20 protein-coding genes are annotated in these 19,899 nt (G+C 66.5%); 9 read left to right on the top strand and 11 right to left on the bottom strand.

What is annotated here, in order from left to right:
- Window positions 1-9: 9 nt before the first annotated feature.
- Window positions 10-624 (top strand): TetR/AcrR family transcriptional regulator, encoded by a 615-nt coding sequence (locus tag ASE89_RS05260; RefSeq protein WP_031441750.1) that lies wholly within the window; start codon window positions 10-12, stop codon window positions 622-624.
- 60 nt (window positions 625-684) lie between these two features.
- Here ASE89_RS05260 and ASE89_RS05255 read toward each other — a convergent pair whose 3' ends face one another.
- Both ASE89_RS05255 and ASE89_RS05250 read right to left on the bottom strand, forming a co-directional pair.
- Window positions 685-3,459 (bottom strand): response regulator, encoded by a 2,775-nt coding sequence (locus ASE89_RS05255; RefSeq protein ID WP_056674668.1) that lies wholly within the window; start codon window positions 3,457-3,459, stop codon window positions 685-687.
- Window positions 3,460-3,784: 325 nt separating this feature from the next.
- On the bottom strand, window positions 3,785-4,543 hold the full coding sequence (locus ASE89_RS05250; RefSeq protein ID WP_037527778.1) for a competence/damage-inducible protein A: 759 nt from the start codon (window positions 4,541-4,543) through the stop codon (window positions 3,785-3,787).
- Between the two features lie 52 nt (window positions 4,544-4,595).
- On the opposite strand from ASE89_RS05250, the gene map reads away from it, so the two are divergent.
- Window positions 4,596-5,423: a type I methionyl aminopeptidase gene (map, locus tag ASE89_RS05245; protein ID WP_031395631.1), complete on the top strand. Its 828-nt coding sequence runs from the start codon at window positions 4,596-4,598 to the stop codon at window positions 5,421-5,423.
- 135 nt (window positions 5,424-5,558) lie between these two features.
- On the opposite strand, the gene ASE89_RS05240 is transcribed toward map, so the two are convergent.
- On the bottom strand, window positions 5,559-5,981 hold the full coding sequence (locus tag ASE89_RS05240) for a hypothetical protein (protein WP_056674664.1): 423 nt from the start codon (window positions 5,979-5,981) through the stop codon (window positions 5,559-5,561).
- 160 nt (window positions 5,982-6,141) lie between these two features.
- Between ASE89_RS05240 and purL the strand changes: the two genes are divergently transcribed.
- The 3 genes from purL to bfr all read left to right on the top strand — a co-directional run bounded on the left by purL (window position 6,142) and on the right by bfr (window position 9,234).
- Window positions 6,142-8,361: a phosphoribosylformylglycinamidine synthase subunit PurL gene (gene purL / locus ASE89_RS05235; protein ID WP_056674657.1), complete on the top strand. Its 2,220-nt coding sequence runs from the start codon at window positions 6,142-6,144 to the stop codon at window positions 8,359-8,361.
- A 93-nt stretch (window positions 8,362-8,454) separates the two neighbouring features.
- Window positions 8,455-8,625 carry a (2Fe-2S)-binding protein gene (locus ASE89_RS21125; protein WP_037527780.1) on the top strand — a complete coding sequence of 57 codons (171 nt, stop codon included), beginning with the start codon at window positions 8,455-8,457 and terminating at the stop codon, window positions 8,623-8,625.
- Window positions 8,626-8,718: 93 nt separating this feature from the next.
- Window positions 8,719-9,234, top strand: a complete 516-nt coding sequence (bfr, locus tag ASE89_RS05230) for a bacterioferritin (RefSeq protein WP_056674649.1) — start codon at window positions 8,719-8,721, stop codon at window positions 9,232-9,234.
- A gap of 54 nt (window positions 9,235-9,288) precedes the next feature.
- Here bfr and ASE89_RS05225 read toward each other — a convergent pair whose 3' ends face one another.
- The 8 genes from ASE89_RS05225 to ASE89_RS05195 form a co-directional block, all read right to left on the bottom strand.
- Window positions 9,289-9,726: an Hpt domain-containing protein gene (locus ASE89_RS05225; protein WP_031395627.1), complete on the bottom strand. Its 438-nt coding sequence runs from the start codon at window positions 9,724-9,726 to the stop codon at window positions 9,289-9,291.
- Between the two features lie 55 nt (window positions 9,727-9,781).
- Entirely contained in the window at window positions 9,782-10,051 is a 270-nt protein-coding gene (locus tag ASE89_RS19595; RefSeq protein ID WP_269082943.1) for a sulfurtransferase TusA family protein, read from the bottom strand.
- Window positions 10,052-10,066: 15 nt separating this feature from the next.
- Window positions 10,067-11,455 (bottom strand): ribosome biogenesis GTPase Der, encoded by a 1,389-nt coding sequence (der, locus tag ASE89_RS05220; protein WP_056674647.1) that lies wholly within the window; start codon window positions 11,453-11,455, stop codon window positions 10,067-10,069.
- 71 nt (window positions 11,456-11,526) lie between these two features.
- A complete protein-coding gene (locus ASE89_RS05215; RefSeq protein ID WP_056406153.1) occupies window positions 11,527-12,849 on the bottom strand; it encodes an outer membrane protein assembly factor BamB family protein in 1,323 nt (440 codons plus the stop codon).
- Window positions 12,846-13,583 carry a tetratricopeptide repeat protein gene (locus ASE89_RS05210; protein WP_031441741.1) on the bottom strand — a complete coding sequence of 246 codons (738 nt, stop codon included), beginning with the start codon at window positions 13,581-13,583 and terminating at the stop codon, window positions 12,846-12,848. Before ASE89_RS05210 ends, ASE89_RS05215 begins: the two co-directional genes overlap by 4 nt.
- Before the next feature lie 92 nt (window positions 13,584-13,675).
- Window positions 13,676-14,548, bottom strand: a complete 873-nt coding sequence (gene panB, locus ASE89_RS05205; RefSeq protein ID WP_056674644.1) for a 3-methyl-2-oxobutanoate hydroxymethyltransferase — start codon at window positions 14,546-14,548, stop codon at window positions 13,676-13,678.
- A 71-nt stretch (window positions 14,549-14,619) separates the two neighbouring features.
- Window positions 14,620-14,901 carry a DUF427 domain-containing protein gene (locus ASE89_RS05200; RefSeq protein WP_031441739.1) on the bottom strand — a complete coding sequence of 94 codons (282 nt, stop codon included), beginning with the start codon at window positions 14,899-14,901 and terminating at the stop codon, window positions 14,620-14,622.
- An 11-nt stretch (window positions 14,902-14,912) separates the two neighbouring features.
- A complete protein-coding gene (locus ASE89_RS05195; protein WP_192002994.1) occupies window positions 14,913-15,269 on the bottom strand; it encodes an ArsC family reductase in 357 nt (118 codons plus the stop codon).
- Window positions 15,270-15,523: 254 nt separating this feature from the next.
- Between ASE89_RS05195 and ASE89_RS05190 the strand changes: the two genes are divergently transcribed.
- The 4 genes from ASE89_RS05190 to ASE89_RS05175 all read left to right on the top strand — a co-directional run bounded on the left by ASE89_RS05190 (window position 15,524) and on the right by ASE89_RS05175 (window position 19,898).
- The gene (locus ASE89_RS05190; protein ID WP_156363278.1) at window positions 15,524-15,754 is read left to right on the top strand and encodes a hypothetical protein; all 231 of its coding nucleotides are present in this window, start codon (window positions 15,524-15,526) and stop codon (window positions 15,752-15,754) included.
- Between the two features lie 70 nt (window positions 15,755-15,824).
- Window positions 15,825-17,900, top strand: coding sequence for an NAD(+) synthase (locus ASE89_RS05185; protein WP_056674640.1), 2,076 nt, complete (start codon window positions 15,825-15,827; stop codon window positions 17,898-17,900).
- 120 nt (window positions 17,901-18,020) lie between these two features.
- Window positions 18,021-18,791, top strand: a complete 771-nt coding sequence (locus ASE89_RS05180) for a CDP-alcohol phosphatidyltransferase family protein (protein ID WP_236701618.1) — start codon at window positions 18,021-18,023, stop codon at window positions 18,789-18,791.
- A 15-nt stretch (window positions 18,792-18,806) separates the two neighbouring features.
- Complete coding sequence (locus ASE89_RS05175; protein ID WP_031396675.1) at window positions 18,807-19,898, top strand: inositol-3-phosphate synthase; 1,092 nt, start codon at window positions 18,807-18,809, stop codon at window positions 19,896-19,898.
- Window position 19,899 lies beyond the last annotated feature (1 nt).

Here is a 19,899-nt window from a genome sequence, read left to right as displayed (position 1 = left end):
CCGACTGGTATGAATAGCTTGTGCACGCTCACCGCCCCCAAGGGCCGCCCCCGCGAGTTCGATCTCGAGGAAGCGCTCGCGGCCGCGCTGCGCGTTTTCTGGCGAAACGGGTATGAGGCGGCGTCGATGGCCGAGCTCACGGCCGAGATGAAGATCACCAAGCCGAGCCTCTATGCCGCGTTCGGCAACAAGGAAGCGCTGTTTCACAAGGCGCTCGACCTCTACGAGCGCGAAAAGCTCGCTTATATGACCTCCGCGCTCGATGCGCCGACCGCCAAGGCGGTGGCCGAGCGGCTGCTGCGCGGGGCGCTTCAGATGCAGACGAGCACCTGCGATCCCAAGGGGTGCCTGAGCATCATCAGCAGCGTCGCTTGCGGCGTCGAGGCCGAACCGATCAAGGCCGAGGTCGCCAAACGCCGCGAGTCGTCACAGGCTGCGCTGATCCGCCGGTTCGACGAGGCCAAGGCGGCGGGCGAGTTCCCCGACGGTCTCGAGTCGCCCGCTCTTGCGCGCTATCTGTTCGCGGTCATGCAGGGGCTGGCGATCCAGGGCGGATCGGGCGCCACCTGTGGCGAGCTCAATCAGCTTGTCGACACCTGCATGATGGTCTGGCCGACGCGCTAGGCGCCGGGACACGCACGCCTCCGTCGCGCGCTCCCCTCCCCCCGGCACGGTCGCTGCCGGTCAGGAGTACCCTCTGGTCTGTCCGTCTGACGCGATCTGCATCAGCACAGGTCCTTCGGCCGCAGTCTCAGCCGGCGCTGGCCTGTCGATCGCCGCCTTGGACGCCGCCCTGACGACAGCCGAGCGAAGTGCCTCGACGCCATAGGGCTTCGGCAGCAGGATCGCCTGGGGATCCCACGGTACGAGCGCGACCTCGCTGTCGCCGGTTGCGAACACCACCCCGATGCCCGGCCGACGCATGCGGACCGCTTCGGCAAGCTCCGGGCCGGACAGCCCCGGCAGGTTGACGTCGCTGACCAGCACATCGACCGGGCGGGCCTGCAGCGCCGCCAGCGCCGCTTCGGCGCTGACCGCCTCGATCACCGCCATGCCCAGATCGCGCAGCATTTCGGCGGCGCCTGCACGTATCGCCGCGTCATCCTCGACAAGCAGGACGCGGATCGGGACGTCTCCATCCGACCGCGGCGCATCCTCGTGACCCTCCGCCGCGCGCCGCCGCGCGCGCTGGCCGGCGAGAACCTGTTCGAACCTCCGGGCGAGCGCCTCGCGCGTATAGGGCTTGGACAACAGCTCGACACCGACGTCGAGCCGGCCGCCATGCACGATCGAATTCTCCGTATAGCCCGACGTGAACAGCACCGCGAGATCGGGGATCCGCTCGCGCGCACGACGGGCGAGTTCGGGGCTCTTCAGCGTCCCCGGCATCACCACGTCGGTGAACAGCATGTCGATCGGCACGCCGCTTTCGATGACGTTCAGCGCACTGCCCGCGTCGACCGCTTTCAGCACGCCATAGCCAAGGTCGCCGAGCATCTCGACGACGGTCGCACGGACCTCGTCATCATCCTCGACCACCAGCACGGTCTCGGTCCCGCCGATGATCGGCCCACCGCTGGTCGCGACCTCGACGTCTTCGGGGCCCATCGCGCGCGGCAGATAGAGCTTGATCGTCGTGCCCTCGCCGACCTCGCTGTAGATCTTCACATGGCCGCCCGATTGCTTGACGAAGCCATAGACCATCGACAGGCCGAGCCCGGATCCCTTGCCCTCGCTCTTGGTCGAGAAGAACGGCTCGAACACCTTGTCGATGATGTCGGGCGCCATGCCGCTGCCCGTGTCGGTGACCGCCAGCATGACATATTGCCCCGCCGCGACCTCCATATGGCCGCGCGCATAGGCGTCGTCGAGGCTGGCATTGCCGAGCTCGATCGTCAGCTTGCCGCGCCCCTCCATCGCGTCGCGCGCGTTGATCGCGAGGTTGAGCAACGCGTTCTCGATCTGCGTCGGGTCGATGAACGTGTTCCACAGCCCACCGCCGACGACCGTCTCCACCTCGATCGCCTCGCCGATCGCACGCCGCAGCATATCGTCCATCCCGCGCACGAACCGCGTGACGTTGACCACCTTGGGTTCGAGCGCTTGGCGTCGGCCGAAGGCGAGCAGCTGCGCGGCGAGCTTGGCACCGCGTTCGATCCCCGCCATCGCGTTGCTGACCCGGCGCTCGGCACGCGCATTCCCGGCAATGTCCTTGCCGAGCAACTGCAGATTGCCTGAGACGACCTGAAGCAAATTGTTGAAGTCGTGCGCGACGCCGCCGGTCAGCTTGCCGATCGTCTCCATCTTCTGCGCCTGGGCGAGCCCCGCTTCGGCAAGCCGGCGCTCCTCGATCTCGCGGATGACGCGCGCCTCGAGCGTTTCGTTGAGAACGCGCAACTGACGTTCGGCGCGTTCACGGTGGCTGATCTGTCGTTCGAGCTGCAGCGTGCGATTGACCCGCTCCTCGACGTCGAAGACCAGCACGTAGAAGCCATTGATCGCCCCATCGGGCTCGACCCGCGGGATATAGCGCAGCTCGGACGCGCGGTCGCCGCCGTCGCGGTGCGGCAGCCGCGCATCGGCGGTTACCGTCTCGCCGGCCAGAGCCCGGTCCATCATCGGCTGCCGTACCGCAAAGGCGGGCTGACCGATGACGTCGCGGACATGCCGTCCGACAACCTGGGCGGGTGTCAGCCCGACCCAGTCCTCGTAAAAGCTGTTGGCGAAACGATAGACATAGTCACGATCGATATAGGAAATCAGCACGGGCAGCGCGTCGGTGACGATCCGCAGCTCCGATTCGCTCCGCGCCAGCTGCCGTTCCGCCGCCACCCGCTCGCTATTGTCGATCACGGTACCCAGCACGCCGCCGACGCTGCCGTCGAAATCATGCACCGGGGTGTAGAAGAGGTCGAGCGTCACCGCGTGCGCCGCGCCGTCATGGTGCAGCGTCATCGGCTGGTCGCGAAACAGCATGACCTCGCCGCGCATCACCTCGCCCAGCACGTGGCGGTTGAAGTCCGCCTGCTCGGGCCAGACGTCGACGGCGCGCGCACCGATCGCGGCCGGATGCTTGCCGCCCGCAATCCTGGCATAGCCGTCATTATACAGCATCAGGCCGTCGGTGCCCCACATCAGCACCTTGGCGACGGGCGAGTTGACCACCGTATTGACGGTCGAGCGAAGCTGCGGGGACCAGGTGTCGATCGCGCGGAGCGGCGTCGCGCTCCAGTCATGCGCTCGTATCGCTACGCCACATGCCCCGCCGGCGATCGGCCAGGCCACCGGGGTGGCGGCGCCGGATCGCCCCAGCCGGTCGCGCAGCAGCGTCAGGGTCTCAGCGGCAACCGCATCGGCGCTGGTGCCGGTGCCGGTGCCGGTGCCGGCAATTACCTGGGCATCGATGAAGCGGTCGAGTTCGGACGCGAGCACCGGGTTGCGGGTCTGTCGGGTAACCATGCCACCGGGGTAGCTCTCCGACCGCGCCTGTCAATCACGCTTGGCATCGGCACCGGACTTGGCAGACGGAGCGAGCCGCGCGCACGACCGACGTGCACGCGGCGCAACGCCCCTCAGTCGAGGGGCTTGGTCACCGGCCGCCACATCACGAAGGCGAGCGCCACCAGCGGCAACACCGCCATACAGCCCACGATCATCAGCATCAGATTGCTTGCAGTCATCCAGCCTCTCCTTCGTATTTTTACGAAGGCTGACGGGTATTGCCGTGCTTTGCAAGCGACTTGGCCCAGCGGGCCGTCCACCAACCTGGAGTACGCCCGCGGCGTCAGATACCTTCGGGTGTCACCACGCGCCCGGTCGCCTCGAGCGCGCTGACCAGATCGGCGATGCAGCGATCGACCAGCGCGGCATCCGCACTGCGCACGACGAAATTCGCGCCCGTCCGGCCGTCGCGGAAAAACGGGTAGCTGCCGACCGCGACGCCGTCATGCGCCTTCTCGGCATCGCGCAGCAGGTCGGCGACTTCACTCTCCGCCACCCAGCAGCCGATCGTCTTCGACACGACCGGGCGTCCACCTTCCAGCGTGCCGGTGAGCGCGTCGAGCATGCCGGCGGTAATGTGCGGCACCCCCGCCATGATGAAGATGTTGCCGATCCGGATCCCCGGCGCGCCCGACACCTTGTTGTCGATCAGGTCGGCACCGACCGGCACGCGCGCCATCCGCGCACGCGCTTCGGTCAGCCCGCCGCGGGTCGCATAATAGGCCTCCAGCACCGCCATCGCGCGCGGATGATGCTCGACCGCGACACCCAGCGCCTCGGCGATCGAGTCGACGGTGATGTCGTCATGCGTCGGGCCGATCCCGCCCGTGGTGAACAGATAGTCGTTGCGTGCGCGCAAGGTGTTCACCGCCTCGACGATCGCCTCGGTCCGGTCGGCGACGACGCGCACTTCGGCCAGCCGGATGCCCTGCACGTTGAGCCAGGCCGCGATCTGCGCGACGTTCTTGTCCTGCGTGCGGCCCGACAGGATCTCGTCGCCGATGATCGTCAGTGCGGCCGTCCAGATGCGTTCCTGTGTCATGGCCCTTCGCATAGCCTCGCAAAACTTGCGCCGCCACGCTATATCGCTCGCCATGACCGAATATGTAACCGTCACGTCCGACGCGCCGGACGCGCGCACCGGCGCCATCAAGCTCCACGGCCCCGCCGCCTTCGAAGGCATGATGAAGGCCGGGCGGCTCGCCGCCGAGACGCTCGACATGATCGTGCCGCACATGGTGCCGGGCGTGACCACTGCCGAGATCGACCGGCTGATCTACGACTTCGTCACAGCCGCCGGCGCGGTGCCCGCGACGCTCGGCTATCGCGGCTATACGCACAGCGTCTGCATCTCGATCAACCATGTCGTCTGCCACGGCATCCCGAGCGAGAAGACGCTGAAATCGGGCGATATCGTCAATGTCGACGTCACGCCGCTGCTCGACGGCTGGCATGGCGACACGAGCCGGATGTACCTGATCGGCGACGTGCCGATCAAGGCGCGGCGCCTCGTCGAGGTGACGTATGAATGCCTGATGCTCGGCATCGAGCAGGCGAAGCCCGGCAACCGCATGGGCGACGTCGCGCATGCGATCCAGCGTCATGCCGAGAAGCACCGCTACGGCGTGGTCCGCGATTTCTGCGGGCACGGCGTCGGCCGGCTGTTCCATGACGCCCCTGAAGTCGTCCATGTCGGCAAGCCCGGCACCGGCCCCGAACTGCGCCCCGGCATGATCTTCACGATCGAACCGATGATCAACATCGGCCGCCCCGACGTGAAGCTGCTCGATGACGGCTGGACGGCGGTGACGCGCGACCGTTCGCTCTCGGCGCAGTTCGAGCACTCGATCGGCATCACCGAAACCGGCTGCGACATCTTCACGCTCAGCCCGAAGGGTTACACGCAGCCGCCCTACGGGTGATACGCACGGGAGGGGGGCGCAATCGCCCCCCTCCCGTCATCCTGACGAAAGTCAGGATCCAGAGCCGCAAGGCGCGTACCGTGTTACCCTAGATCCTGACGTCCGTCAGGATGACGACGCAGAGTGGGATGACGACTACAGGTCGCGGCAGAGGATTGCAGCCTTCCGCAACTCCACGTCGGCGCTTTCACCTGCGGCCGCATCGCCCTTCGCTTCGCCACCCTTGGTCTGCACCGTCAGCTCGGCCGGCCCCTCGATCCGGCACAGGATACCCTTGGGCGACTGGCTGCAGGCCTTCGTCGCCTTGTCATAGGCCGCCTGGGTCTGCTCGCCCGACGGCCGGACCATGAACGACACCATCGACGACCCGCCGAACAGATGCGATCCGAGACCCATTGTATTGACGCGCCATTCGGTGGCCCGCGCGGGCTTCGATCCGGCCTGCTTCATGTTAAGTTTGGGAGCAAGCCGCTCACAGAAACTCGCCGGTGCCTGCGCGGGCAGTTGCATCGCCGTGCTCCCCAGCGCCGCAATCGCCAGTATCGACGCGATCTTCATTTACCCCCCCCGAATGACGACCGCCCTGCCATATACCGGGCGGTATCAAAGGGAAGTCTGACGCCGTTTCATGACATGGCAATTGCACGTCGCCAATCCCTCGCGCTTCGAGCAGGATCGACGCTGGCAAGTCGCCCCCCACCCCGCTAAAGCCCGCCCCATGACCGAGATCACACCGCAGATCGTCGCCGACCACGGCCTGTCCCCCGAAGAATATGAGCGCGTCCTGCACGCGATCGGCCGCGAGCCCAATCTCGTCGAGCTCGGCATCTTCTCAGTGATGTGGTCCGAGCATTGCAGCTACAAGTCGAGCAAGATCCACCTGATGAAGCTGCCCACCAAGGGCGAGCGCGTCATCTGCGGCCCGGGCGAGAATGCCGGCGTCGTCGATATCGGCGACAACCAGGCGGCGATCTTCAAGATGGAGAGCCACAACCACCCGTCCTACATCGAACCCTATCAGGGCGCGGCGACCGGCGTCGGCGGCATCCTGCGCGACGTCTTCACGATGGGCGCGCGACCGATCGCCAACATGAACGCGCTGCGCTTCGGCCGGCCCGATCACCCGAAGATGCGCCACCTGATCTCGGGTGTGGTCCACGGTATCGGCGGCTATGGCAATTGCGTCGGCGTGCCGACGGTCGGCGGCGAGGTGAACTTTCACGCGGCCTATGACGGCAACATCCTGGTCAACGCGATGACCGTCGGGATCGCTGATCAGGACAAGATCTTCTATTCGGCCGCCAGCGGCATCGGCAATCCGATCGTCTATGTCGGCTCCAAGACCGGTCGCGACGGCATCCACGGCGCGACGATGGCGAGCGCGGACTTCGGCGAGGATTCGGACGCCAAGCGCCCGACAGTCCAAGTCGGCGATCCCTTTACCGAAAAGCTGCTGATCGAGGCCTGCCTCGAACTCATGGCGACCGACGTCATCGTCGCGATCCAGGACATGGGCGCCGCCGGCCTCACCTCCTCGTCGGTCGAGATGGCGTCGAAGGGCGGAGTCGGTATCGAACTCGTCATGGACGACGTGCCGCAGCGCGAAACGGGCATGACGCCGTACGAGATGATGCTGAGCGAAAGCCAGGAGCGGATGCTCATGGTGCTGAAGCCCGGCCGCGAGGCCGAGGCCGAGGCGATCTTCAAGAAATGGGAGCTCGATTTCGCGGTCATCGGCCGCGTGACCGACACCGGCCGCATGGTGCTGACGTTCAGGGGCGAGACCGTCTGCGACATTCCGCTCGGGCCGCTTGCCGACGAGGCACCGCTCTACGATCGCCCGCACGTGCCGACGCCCAAGCCCTCACCGCTCGAAAACGTGCCGCACAGCAACGACATCGCCGCCGATCTGGTGACGCTAATGGGCTCGCCCGACATCGCCTCGCGCCGCTGGATCTGGGAGCAGTATGACCACATGGTCGGCGCCGACACCGTCCAGCGCCCCGGTGGCGACGCGGCGGTCGTCCGCGTCCACGGCACGCAGAAGGCGCTGGCGATGACCACCGACTGCACGCCGCGCTATTGCTTTGCCGATCCCGTCGAGGGCGGCAAGCAGGCGGTCGCCGAGGCATGGCGCAACCTGACCGCGGTCGGCGCGCTGCCACTGGCGGTGACGAACTGCCTTAACTTCGCCAACCCGCAGCGCCCTGAGATCATGGGCCAGATCGTCGGCTGCCTCGAGGGGATGAGCGACGCGTGCATCGCGCTCGACTTCCCGATCGTCTCGGGCAACGTCTCGCTCTACAATGAATCCAAGGCGACCGGCGGCGGCTCGGCTATCCTGCCGACGCCCGCGATCGGCGCAATCGGCCTGCTCGCCGACTGGCAGAAGAATGCGACGATCGCGTTCAAGGGCTCGGGCGACATCATCCTCGCGGTCGGTACGCGACACGGTCATCTCGGCCAGTCGCTGTGGCTGCGCGAATGCCATGGCCGCGAGGAAGGCCCCCCGCCCGCGGTCGATCTGGCGGCGGAGCGTCGCGTCGGCGACCTCATCCGCAACGCGATCGCCGAGGGCCAGCTGTCGGCGGTCCATGACGTCTCGGACGGCGGCATCGCCGTGACCCTGGCCGAAATGGCGCTCGCGGGCGGCATCGGTGCGATGATCGACCGCAAGCAGCCCTTCGACTGCGCACGCGCTTTCTTCGCGGAGGACCAGGGCGTCTATATCGTCACCGTCGAGGATCACGCGCTGCTCGACTTCCTCGGCGCCGCGCATGCGGCCGATGTCGAAGCCGAACCACTGGGCCGCACCGGCGGCAAGCGCCTGATCTTCGAACGCCCCGACCGCGACGACGTGATCGCACTCGACACGCTGCGCGCCGCGCATGAGGGCTTCTTCCCGAATATGATGGGGGCCGACGCCGCGCTCGCCTGAACGACACCGCGTCATTAGTTGCGAATCAGACGCAAAAGCGCTTGCGACTGGTTCGCATTATCGCTAATTGGAAGCTCTCATGAGGGAGCTTCCATGGTCGTCTGCGTCTGCAATGCCATTCGAGAATCCGACGTTCGCAGCTGCGCGCGGGGCGGGTGCACGACCCCCTGCCAGGCGTTCCGTTCGCTGGGTCGTCAGCCGAAATGCGGTCAGTGCACGTCGGTCGCCCGGGCGATCATAAACGAGGAACGCGCCGCAGCCTGACCTGGCGCGGCGCCACACGGTGCGGTCCCGTCGCCCTTGCCGCCACGAACGTAAAACCGCTACATGCCGCTCAGAGGTGACGGAGTTATGGCAATGCGCGGCGATCCCACGGTAATCGATTTCCTGAACGAGGCGCTCAAGAACGAGTTGACCGCGGTCAACCAATATTGGCTCCATTATCGGATGCTCGAGCATTGGGGCGTCTACAAGCTCGCCCAGTATGAGCGCATGGAGTCGATCGACGAAATGAAGCATGCCGACTGGCTGTCGGAGCGCATCCTGTTTCTCGATGGCCTGCCCAATTTCCAGCTGCTCGGCCGCCTGCGCATCGGCGAGACCGTCGAGGAGGTTCTGAAGTCCGACCTCGCGCTAGAGGTCGAGGCGACGATCCAGCTGAAGAGCGCGATCGCCTATTGCGAAGAAGTGAAGGACTATATCAGCCGCGACCTGTTCGTGCGCATCCTTGCCAGCGAGGAAGAGCATGTTGACACGATCGAACGCCAGTTCGAGATGATCGCGCGGATGGGCATCCACAACTACATCCAGCTCAACTCGATCTCCGAGCATGATTCGCCCAAGGCCGGTGCGGCACCCTATCTGAAGGGCTGAACCCGTCTGCCGGTCGTCGTCCACGGCGACCGGCAACGCGCGCCGGCAGCGTGCTTATTCGGCGCCGAACCCCGATGGAACGGCACGCCGCCCAAACCCACCCGCCGCGGGACGGCGAGGGACCAGCGGATTGGCCTCGCGCTCCAGAAGCGTCAGCGTCTCGCCGAACAGCGGCCGCAACCGCGCGACATGCTCGAGCGCGGCATCCGGGGTATCGTGAAGCTCGACACAGTCGCGTGCGATCGTCTCGATCGTCTCGGCGAGATCGGCCAGCGGCTCGGCGCCGAACTGGCGCGCCTCGCCCTTCAGGGTGTGGGCTGGAATGATCAGCGCCGCGGCGCTGCCGGCGCGCATGGCAGCCTCGATCGTCGCGACCGACTTCACGCCGTCTTCGCGGAAATAGCCGAGGATGCGGATGAACCCGCCGCCAAGCTCGCTGCGGGCCTGTTGAAACGCCGGCCAGTCGACCAGGGTGTTTCCTTCGAATGACACTGACGCCTACTCCCGTTTGGCCGGCCCGCCATGAACGTCGACGGTCAGCCTATCGCTATTCCGTAAAGACATTGTTGCTGTCGGACCCGCGTGTCACGACAAATATTGGCGCGACTGGATCGGAAATGATCGCCATGTCCGCGCCCGCCGCCGCGGCGACCGCCGCCAGCTCGGCAGGCGCACGCGGATCATCGGCGCGGACCTCGATCCGAACACTGGCCGGCATCCCGTCCGAGCCTGATCTCTCGCCCGCCTGACGCAGCGTTCTGGCCAGCCGCATCGCGGGCCAAGGGCACCGCATGCCCCGCGCGTCGATCCGGACCACCCCGGACGCCACCGTCTAGTAGCCGCCGCCGCCGCCGCGATTATCGTCGTACGGGTTCTTCGGCGCGCGGAACATCAGCCGGACCGGCACCGCGCCGAAGCCCAGATCCTTGCGCATCGAATTGACCAGATAGCGCTCATAGCTCGCGGGCAGCTGGTCGACGCGCGTGCCGAAGATCACGAAGCTCGGCGGACGCGTCTTGACCTGCGTGACATAGCGCATCTTGATCCGCTTGCCGCCCGGGGCCGGCGGCGGCGTGGCCTCAATCGCGCGTTCGAACCAGCGGTTGAGCTCGCCGGTGCCGACGCGTTTCGACCAGGCGTCGCGCGTGTCGAAACACGCCTGGAGCAGCTGGTCGATGCCCTTGCCGGTCGCGCCCGACACGGTCATCACGGTGACGCCCTTGACCTGGCTGAGGCCGTCCTCGAGCGCGCGCTTGACGCCGTTAAACAGCGACGACGCGCTTTCCGCGATGTCCCATTTGTTCAGCGCGATGACGAGCGCACGGCCCTCCTGCAGCACCTTGTCGGCAATCCGCAGATCCTGCGCCTCGAGCCCCAGCGTCGCGTCGAGCAGCAGCACGACGACCTCGGCGAAGTCGACCGCGTGCAGCGCGTCCTCGACCGACATCTTCTCGAGCTTGTCCTGGACCTTGGCACGCTTGCGCATGCCCGCCGTATCGATCAGCCGGACCTTGCGCGATTCGCCGCCGGTCGGATGCCAGTCGTAATCCACGCTGATCGAATCGCGCGTGATGCCGGCCTCGGGACCGGTGATCATCCGGTCCTCGCCCAAGATGCGGTTGACCAGCGTCGACTTGCCCGCGTTCGGCCGTCCGACGATCGCGAGCTTCAGCGGCCCCTCATATTCATTGTCGGGCTGTTCCTCCGGAAGCTCGTCCTTGCCTTCGAGCAGCGGGAGCAACGCCTCGAACAGGTCGCCCATGCCCTCGCCATGCTCGGCGGACAGTTCGACAGGATCGCCGAAGCCGAGCGCCAGCGACTCGAGCACGCCGTCATTGCCCGCGCGGCCCTCGGCCTTGTTGGCGACGAGCACGACCGGCACGTCGGCGGTGCGCAGCCAGCGGGCGATCTCCTCGTCGAGCGGCACGATGCCGGCGCGCGCGTCGAACAGGAATAATGCGACATCGGCCTGGCCAACCGCAGCCTCGGTCTGCTGACGCATCCGCCCGGGCAGCGTCTGCGCGTCGTGATCCTCGTATCCGGCGGTATCGATGATGCGGAAATCGAGCCCGATCAGCGACGCATCGCCCTCGCGGCGATCGCGCGTGACGCCAGGCCGGTCGTCGACCAGCGCGAGCTTCTTGCCGACGAGGCGGTTGAACAGGGTCGACTTGCCGACATTGGGGCGGCCGACGATTGCGACCACAGGGAGTTTGGACATGGCGTGCCCTTAGCGCGGGAACGCTCCGTCGTCACCTGTTACCCCTCTCCCACCGGGAGAGGGGTGATGGTTCACCGATAGGCGGTGATCTTGCCCTTCTGATCGAGCGTGTAGAGCGTCGAGTTCGCGACGATCGGCGGCAGCGTGAAGGGCGTCTTGGTCTCGATCGTGCTGCCGACCGCGCCGTCGCCCGGATTGACCGAGACGATCTCGCCACGCGAATTGGTCAGGATCAGGCGTCCGCCCGCCAGGATCGGGCCATACCAGGTCACCGGCCCCTTCTTCTTCTTCTCGTTATCGAACCGCTGCAGCTGCGCGATCCAGCGCGCCTTGCCGTTCGACCGCGACAGGCAGACCAGCCTTGCATCGTCGGTGACCACGAACAGCCATTCGCCCGCGATCCAGGGGGTCGAGATGCCCGCGAAATTCTGTTCCCACAGACGCTGGCCGGTCGAGAGCTCGAGCGCGACCATGCGCCCGCCCTGCCCGACCGCATAGACACGGCCGCCATCGATGACCGGGGCCGCGTCGATATCCGACAGGCTCGACACCGATGTGGTGATCGACGTGCGCGACAAGGCGTCCTGCCAAAGGATGCGGCCATTCTCGTAGCGATAGGCGCTGAGTTCGCCGCTCGAGAAGCCCGAGACGACCGTTCCCTGGCTGACCGCGGGTGCCGCGACGCCGAACACGCCCTGCGTCTCCAGCGTGCCCGACTGGACCCACTGGACCTTGCCGTCACCCTGGTTGAGCGAGAAGATCTGGTTGTCCTGCGTCAGGACATAGACCGCACCGTTCGACACGGTCGGCGAGCCACGCAACGGGCCGCCGGGCTTGGCGCGCCACAGGATCGCGCCATCCGACGCGTTCATCGCGACCACATCGCCGACGCCGTCGGTCGCATAGACCTTGCCGTCGTCATAGCTCACGCCGCCGCCGAACCGCGCAGACTGGTTAATCTTGCCCTCGGTGATCGGCGTGGTCCACAACGCCCCGCCGGTGTCGGACTTGAACGCATGCGCGACGCCGTGGACGTCCATCACGAACAGCTTGTTTTCACCGACGACGGGCGGCGCGGCCATGCGTTCGCGGTTGGAACCACCGTCGATCGAGGCCTGCCATGCCTTGGTTGGCTGTGCGGCGAGCGCAAGCTGGCCCATCGACTTGGCGGGATTGCCGCCCGGCTGTGCCCAGGCGTCGTTGACCGAGGGGGCCGGCAGGAGGACCTGGACATCGGCGATCGTCGCGTCGGTCTCGACCCCGTTTTCGGAGGTCAGGATCGATACCCGGTTTCCGACCGTCGGGGTCTTCTTGACGCCGCCCTTGAAAATGCCGCAGCCGCTCAAGGCCATGAGCGCAGCCACCGCGACCGTCACCCGATAAGACTTCGTCATTGCGCGTTGGTATCCTCGTTTGATGCAGCAGCAGCGGCGGTCCCGGCCGTCCCGGTGCTGGCAACGGCGTCGACGCCCAGTACACCGGCCATCTGAACAGCGCGTTGACGAATCGTCTCGGGCACGCCGGGATCAGCCGCGATCTGACCGAAAAGCGTCCCCGCCTGCTTGGTCTGGTTCATCCGGACATAGGCGACGGCGACCATCTCGCCCGCGCTGCCGAGCCAGGGGTTGCCCGTCACCGCAAGCGGACGCAGCCGCTCGACCACGACCTGCGGCTTGAGCGTGTCATATTCCGCCGACGTCTGCCGGACCAGCGCAAGGTCGCGGAACGGCTTGGCGACCGACGTGTCGGCAGCGATCGCCGCCAGCTTGGCCGCAGCGCCCTTCATATCCTCCTTCTGGAGAAGGATATCCGCTTCCGTGAACCGCGCCAGCGCGCTGTAACCGGCGCGGTCGGACGCCGCGAGCTTGGTCAGCGTCGTGTTCGCCTCGGCGACCTTGTCCGCGGCCAGCGCGTCATACGCGGCCTGGAGCTGCTCGCCCTCGACACCCGCCTGGGTTTCGGTGCGGTGTTGATAATAGAGGAATCCGGCCAGCGCGACGAGTGCTGCGACCACCCCGAGCGCGACCCATTTGCCCCAGGTCGTCCAGAAACCCGCGAGCTGATCGCGGCGCAGTTCTTCGTCGACCTCGCGGAGGAACGCTTCATCGGTTTTCGGCGGCAGGGCCAAGGGTGACTCCGGAGACAAAGGGAGGAAAGGATATCGGGGGATGGTGGAATGGCGCGGACCTTAGCCGCCACGCGTCCGAAACAAAAGCCGGATCAATCCACCGTGCCGGCGCGCGGCGCATAGCTCTGGTCGGGTCCCGGAAAGGCGCGGGCGCGAACCTCATCGGCATAGGTCTCCGCCGCGCCCGAGATCTTGGCGGCGAGATCCTCGAACCGCTTCACGAACTTGGCGGTACGGTCGAACAGGCCGAGCATGTCCTCGGCAACAAGCACCTGGCCGTCGCACTCGACCGATGCGCCGATACCGATCGTCGGACAGACGACCGCGCGCGTGATCTCGATCGCGATCGGCTCGACCACGCCCTCGATCACCAGCGCGAATGCGCCCGCCTCGGCGACCGCTTTGGCATCCGCGACGATCTTGGCGGCCTCCTCGGGCGTACGGCCGCGCGCGCCATAGCCGCCCAGCACGTTGACCGCCTGCGGGGTGAGGCCGACATGCCCCATCACCGGAATCCCGCGCTCGACCAGGAACTGCACGGTCGGCGCCATCGCGGTGCCGCCCTCGAGCTTCACCGCCGCCGCGCCGGTCTGCTTGAGCAGCCAGGCGGCGCTTTCGAACGCCTTTTCGGGCGATGCCTCATAGCTGCCGAACGGCATGTCGATGACCACCACCGCATGATAGCTGCCGCGCACCACCGCCGCGCCGTGCGCCGCCATCATCTCGAGCGTGACCGGCACGGTCGAGGGCAGGCCATAGATCACCTGCCCCAGGCTGTCGCCGACCAGCAGCATGTCGCAGTGTGGATCGAGCAGCTGCGCGTTGCGCACCGTATAGGCAGTGAGCATGACGAGCGGCACCTGCCCCTTTTGCCGGCGGATCGCGGGGATCGTCAGCCGCTTGAGCGGGGCGGGCGTCGGGTTGGCGCGACTCGTCGCGGTGTCGAGCGTGTAGGTCGTGGACATGGGCGCGCGTTCTAGCGAAGCCGACGCCGCTCGCCCAGCCCGTCCCGTCGCGCCCGCCCGGGCGGCGCGGCTCAGCCGACCGTCACGCCCTTCCAGAAGGCATAGCGATCCTTGATCTCGGCCGCGGCGGATTTGGGATCGGGATAGTACCAGACCGCATCGACGTTGCGTTTGCCGTCGACGACCAGCGTCTTGTAGCGCGCGGTGCCCTTCCACGGGCAGTTCGACTGCGTCGCGCTGTCTTCGAGCAGCGCCGGATCGACGCTGTCCGCGGGGAAATAGTGATTGCCCTCGACGACGACGGTATCGTCGGACCGGGCGATCTCTTGGCCGTTCCATGTAGCGACAGGCATGCTCGTCTCCTTCAGGCGTTCCCCAGCCCCGCCGCCTCATACCGCTCGGCGCTGAAGCCGACCAGCAGTGTCGCACCGGTATCGAGCACTGGGCGCTTGATCATCGACGGCTGCGCCAGCATCAGCGCGACCGCCTTGTCCGCGTCCAGATCGGCGCGCTCGGGCTCGGGCAATTTCCGGAACGTGGTGCCGGCGCGGTTGAGCAATGGCTCCCACCCGACCCGGCCGATCCAGTCGCGCAGCCGTGCGTCCTCGATTCCGGCGGTCTTGTAGTCATGAAACACATAGGCGACGTCATGCGCTTCGAGCCACGCGCGCGCCTTCTTCATCGTGTCGCAATTCCTGATCCCGAACAGCGTGATCGTCAAAATCGCTTCCCCATAAAACACCCTGCCACGCATCCCGCGTGCCATCGCCTGTCAGTCCCGATAGCAGATCTGCCTGCCGATCGCGCAACAGCCGCAGTGCGGATTTTTGCCATGGACGGTGGAACCTCGGCGCCGCGAAATGGCTGTACGATGTACGGAATGACCAAGACAAGTTGCGGACATAGAAGGTTTTTCGGCGGGATGCCGTGAAAGACCTGTCGGGTCCGATGACGGCAGGCGATAGGAGCGGGATGATGACGGACAAGGCTGCAGAAGCGCGACAACTGAACCTCATTACCCTCTTATTCGCGATCCTCGCATTTGGCGGCATACTCGCGCTGGGCAGTGTCGACGCGAAGACGAAGCAGCAGCGGTACCGGATTGCGAAGACCTACCAGATCTCCGAACGGCAGAAGCTCGAACGCCGGCGCGCCCGTGCCGTGCAGGGGGTCATCGCCTCCACGTCTGCGCAGAGCGCCCCCTGACAGCAGCCTCCGCATATCGGGCCGGTGAAGCCGGTAGCATGAACTGCCCCGCGCGTTTAACGATGGAGGCATGACGCATCCATTCTACGCGATCCATACGCACGGCCTGATCCGGGTTGCCGCAGCGACCCCGCGGGCATCGGTCGGGGATACCACCGCCAATGCCGCGACGACGATCGCGCTGGCGACACAGGCGGATGCGCAGCATGTCGACCTCGTCGTCTTTCCCGAACTCAACCTAACCTCCTACGCGCTCGACGACCTGCATCTGCAGACCGCGCAGCAGCGTGCGACGCTGGCGGCGATCGATAGCGTCGTCGCGGCGAGTGCGACGCTGCGGCCAGTGCTGCTGGTCGGCGCGGCGCTGGTGCGCGCGGGGCGGCTGTATAATTGCGCGGTGGTGATCGCGCGCGGTCGCGTGCTCGGGGTCGTGCCGAAGACCTTCCTGCCCAACTACCGCGAATTCTACGAAAAGCGCTGGTTCGCGAGCGGCGCGGGACTGACGGGGCTGTCGATCGATCTCGGCGGCGCGTCCGTGCCGTTTGGCACCGACCTGATCTTTGCGGCGCGCGACCTGCCGGGCTTCGTGGTCCATGCGGAGATCTGCGAGGATTACTGGGCCCCTACCCCGCCGTCGACCGCGGGCGCGCTGGCCGGCGCGCTGATCTGCTGCAACCTGTCCGCATCGAACATCGTCATCGGCAAGGCGCGCGAGCGCGAGATGCTGGCGGCGGCGCAGTCGGCGCGCGCGGTCTGCGCCTATGTCTATTCCGCGGCGGGCCCGGGCGAGAGCACGACCGAGGTCGCATGGGATGGCCAGGGGCTGATCCACGAGCTCGGCGAACAGCTCGCCCAATCACGCCGCTTCGCGACCGAGCCGGATCTGGTCGTCGCGGACGTCGATTGCGAGCGGATCGCGCAGGAACGGCTGCGGACCGGCACATTCAACGACGCGGCGGCGTTCGCGGGGCATCCCGAGACGCGCATCCGGCGGATCGCGTTCGATCACCTGACCGATCCCGCCGTCGCGGACGTCGGGCTCGAACGCGTCGTCCCCCGCTTCCCGTTCGTCCCCAATGATCCCGCCCGCCGCGACGAGGATTGTTACGAAGCGTTCAATATCCAGGTGGAGGCGCTGGCGAAGCGGCTCGAGGCGGCGCACGCCCGCACGCTGGTGATCGGCGTGTCGGGCGGGCTCGACTCGACGCACGCGCTGATTGTCGCGGCCAAGGCGATGGACCGGCTCGGCCGCCCGCGTGCCGACATTCTTGGCTTCACCATGCCCGGCTTCGCGACGGGCGAGGGCACGAAGGCGAATGCCTGGGCGCTGATGCGCGCGCTGGGCATCACCGCGGAGGAAATCGACATCCGCCCTGCGGCGCGGCGGATGCTCGAGGACATGCGGCATCCCTTTGCCGATGGCGCGCCGACCTATGACATCACCTTCGAGAACGTCCAGGCAGGGTTGCGGACCGATTACCTGTTCCGTCTCGCCAACCAGCGCGGCGGGATCGTGGTCGGCACGGGCGACCTGAGCGAGATGGCGCTGGGCTGGTGCACCTACGGCGTCGGCGACCAGATGAGCCATTATGCGGTCAACGCGGGCGTGCCCAAGACACTGATCCAGTTCCTGATCCGCTGGTGCATTCGGACCGGCCAGTATGACGCGGCAACCGATGCGATCCTGTCGACGATCGTCGCGCAGGAAATCTCCCCCGAACTCGTCCCCGCGGGGGCGGACGGCGCGCTGCAGAGCACCGAGTCGATGATCGGGCCTTATGCGCTGAACGATTTCTTCGCGCATTACGTGATCCGCTATGGCCTCGCGCCGTCGAAGATCGCGTTTCTCGCCTGGCATGCCTGGCGCGATGCGGAGAGCGGGGCATGGCCCGCGGACCTGCCGGCGACTGCGCGCGTCGCCTATGACCTGCCGACGATAACCGCATGGCTCGAAAGGTTTCTTCAGCGCTTTTTCGCGACGAGCCAGTTCAAGCGCTCTGCGCTGCCGAACGGGCCAAAGGTCTCCGCGGGCGGCGCATTGTCGCCGCGCGGCGACTGGCGCGCACCGTCGGATGGAACCGCGCGGGTCTGGATCGACGAATTGCGCTCAGCCGTTCCGCAGGCCGAGCCGGGCGACCTTGCATAAATCGCGTGCCGCGCGCATTATGAAAATCCTATGACAGTGGCTCCACCGGATGGATCGCGCGATCGCCGGATCGAGATCCCATCTAACCTTTGGCTGATTCACCCGGCAGGCCGCGCGCTTTTGCCCATCGCACTCGCGCGTCGCATCTCGGCGAACACGGTGTCGGTGGCGGGACTGGTCCTGGGGGGCGCCGCTGCGCTGGCCTATACGCATTGGGGCAATCCCGCCCTGGCACTGGTCGGCCTAACCCTGTCGATCGGGTGGCTGATCGCCGATGGCCTCGACGGCATGGTCGCCCGCGCGACCAAGACCGCGAGCCCGCTCGGGCGGATGCTCGACGGTCTGTGCGATCACGGCGTGTTCGCGCTCATCTATATCTCGCTGGCCCTCACCATCGACACGCCAGAGGCCTGGATCCTCGCGGTGGCGGCGGGCGCCGCACACGCCGTGCAGTCCAACATGTACGAGGGTGAGCGCTCGCGCTTCCATCGCCGGATCCGCGGCGTCGCCCTCGACGCGCCGCCGGTGCCGACCGGCAACGCGCTCGTCCGCTTCTATGACGGGGTGGCCGGCAGCATCGACCGGATCGCGATGCCGTTCGAACGCACGCTCGGTCAGGCCAGCGATCCTGTCGCGCTTGGCCAGAGCTATGCCACGCGCGCCGTCGCGCCATTGCGCTTCATGGCCTTGCTAACCGCGAATGTCAGAGTATGGGCGATCTTCGTCGCCTGCTTTGCGGGCAACCCGCGCATCTTCTGGTGGTTCGAGATCGTCCCTCTGACGCTCGTCGCCATCGTCGGGCTCGTCTGGCACCGTCGTGTCGAACGGGCTTTCGTCCGTAATACCACACCGCCGCGATCGAAGACCGCGTCGCGCATGCATCTTTCGTAAGGAACAGGGTCAGTAATGAATAGCATTCGGATCGCCGTGGTCGGCATCGGCAACTGCGCGAGCTCGCTCGTCCAGGGTCTCGAGCATTATCGCGAGGGGGCAAACGACCAGGTCGGCCTGATGCATTTCGACATGGGTGGCTACAAGCCGAGCGACATCAAGGTCGTCGCGGCTTGGGACGTCGATCGTCGCAAGGTCGGCAAGGACGTCGCCGAGGCGATCTTCGCCAAGCCCAACTGCACCGCGGTGTTCGCCCCCAATGTCGGCAACACCGGCACCATCGTGAAGATGGGCAAGACGCTCGACGGCGTCGCCGACCACATGTCGGACTTCAAGGACGACCGCACCTTCCTCCTCGCTGACGCCGCAGAGCCGACGCGCGAGCAGGTCATCGCGGATCTGAAGGCGTCGGGCGCCGACGTGCTGATGAACTACCTGCCCGTCGGTTCGCAGGAGGCGACCGAATTCTACGCCGACTGCGCGATCGAAGCGGGCGTGGCGTTCGTCAACAACATCCCCGTCTTCATCGCATCGAACCCCGTCTGGGCGAAGAAGTTCGAAGACGCCGGCGTCGCGATCATCGGCGACGACATCAAGGCACAGCTCGGCGCGACGATCGTCCACCGCGTGCTGACCGACCTGTTCGCCAAGCGCGGCGTGAAGCTGGATCGCACCTACCAGCTCAACACCGGCGGCAACACCGACTTCCTCAACATGTCGAACCATCGCCGTCTCGAGTCGAAGAAGATCTCGAAGACCGAAGCCGTCCAGTCGGTCGCGGCCGAGCGCATGGATGACGACAACGTCCATATCGGCCCGTCGGACTATGTTCCCTGGCAGAACGACAACAAGGTCTGCTTCCTGCGCATGGAAGGCCAGCTGTTCGGCGGCGTGCCGATGAACCTTGAGCTGCGCCTTTCGGTCGAGGATTCGCCCAACTCGGCGGGTGTCGCGATCGACATGATCCGCTGCGCCAAGATCGCCAAGGATCGCGGCATCGCCGGCGTGATCGACCCCGCATCGGCCTATTTCTGCAAGCATCCGCGCACGCAGATGACCGACGATCTCGCGCAGATCGAGGTCGAGCGGTTCATCAAGGCCGCCTGAC

Origin of the sequence: Sphingomonas sp. Leaf30, from assembly GCF_001422525.1 — a bacterium.
GTDB classification, from domain to species: domain Bacteria; phylum Pseudomonadota; class Alphaproteobacteria; order Sphingomonadales; family Sphingomonadaceae; genus Sphingomonas; species Sphingomonas aerolata.
The sequence above is the reverse complement of the archived record's forward strand: the minus strand, read 5'-3'. Positions and strand labels throughout refer to the sequence as shown.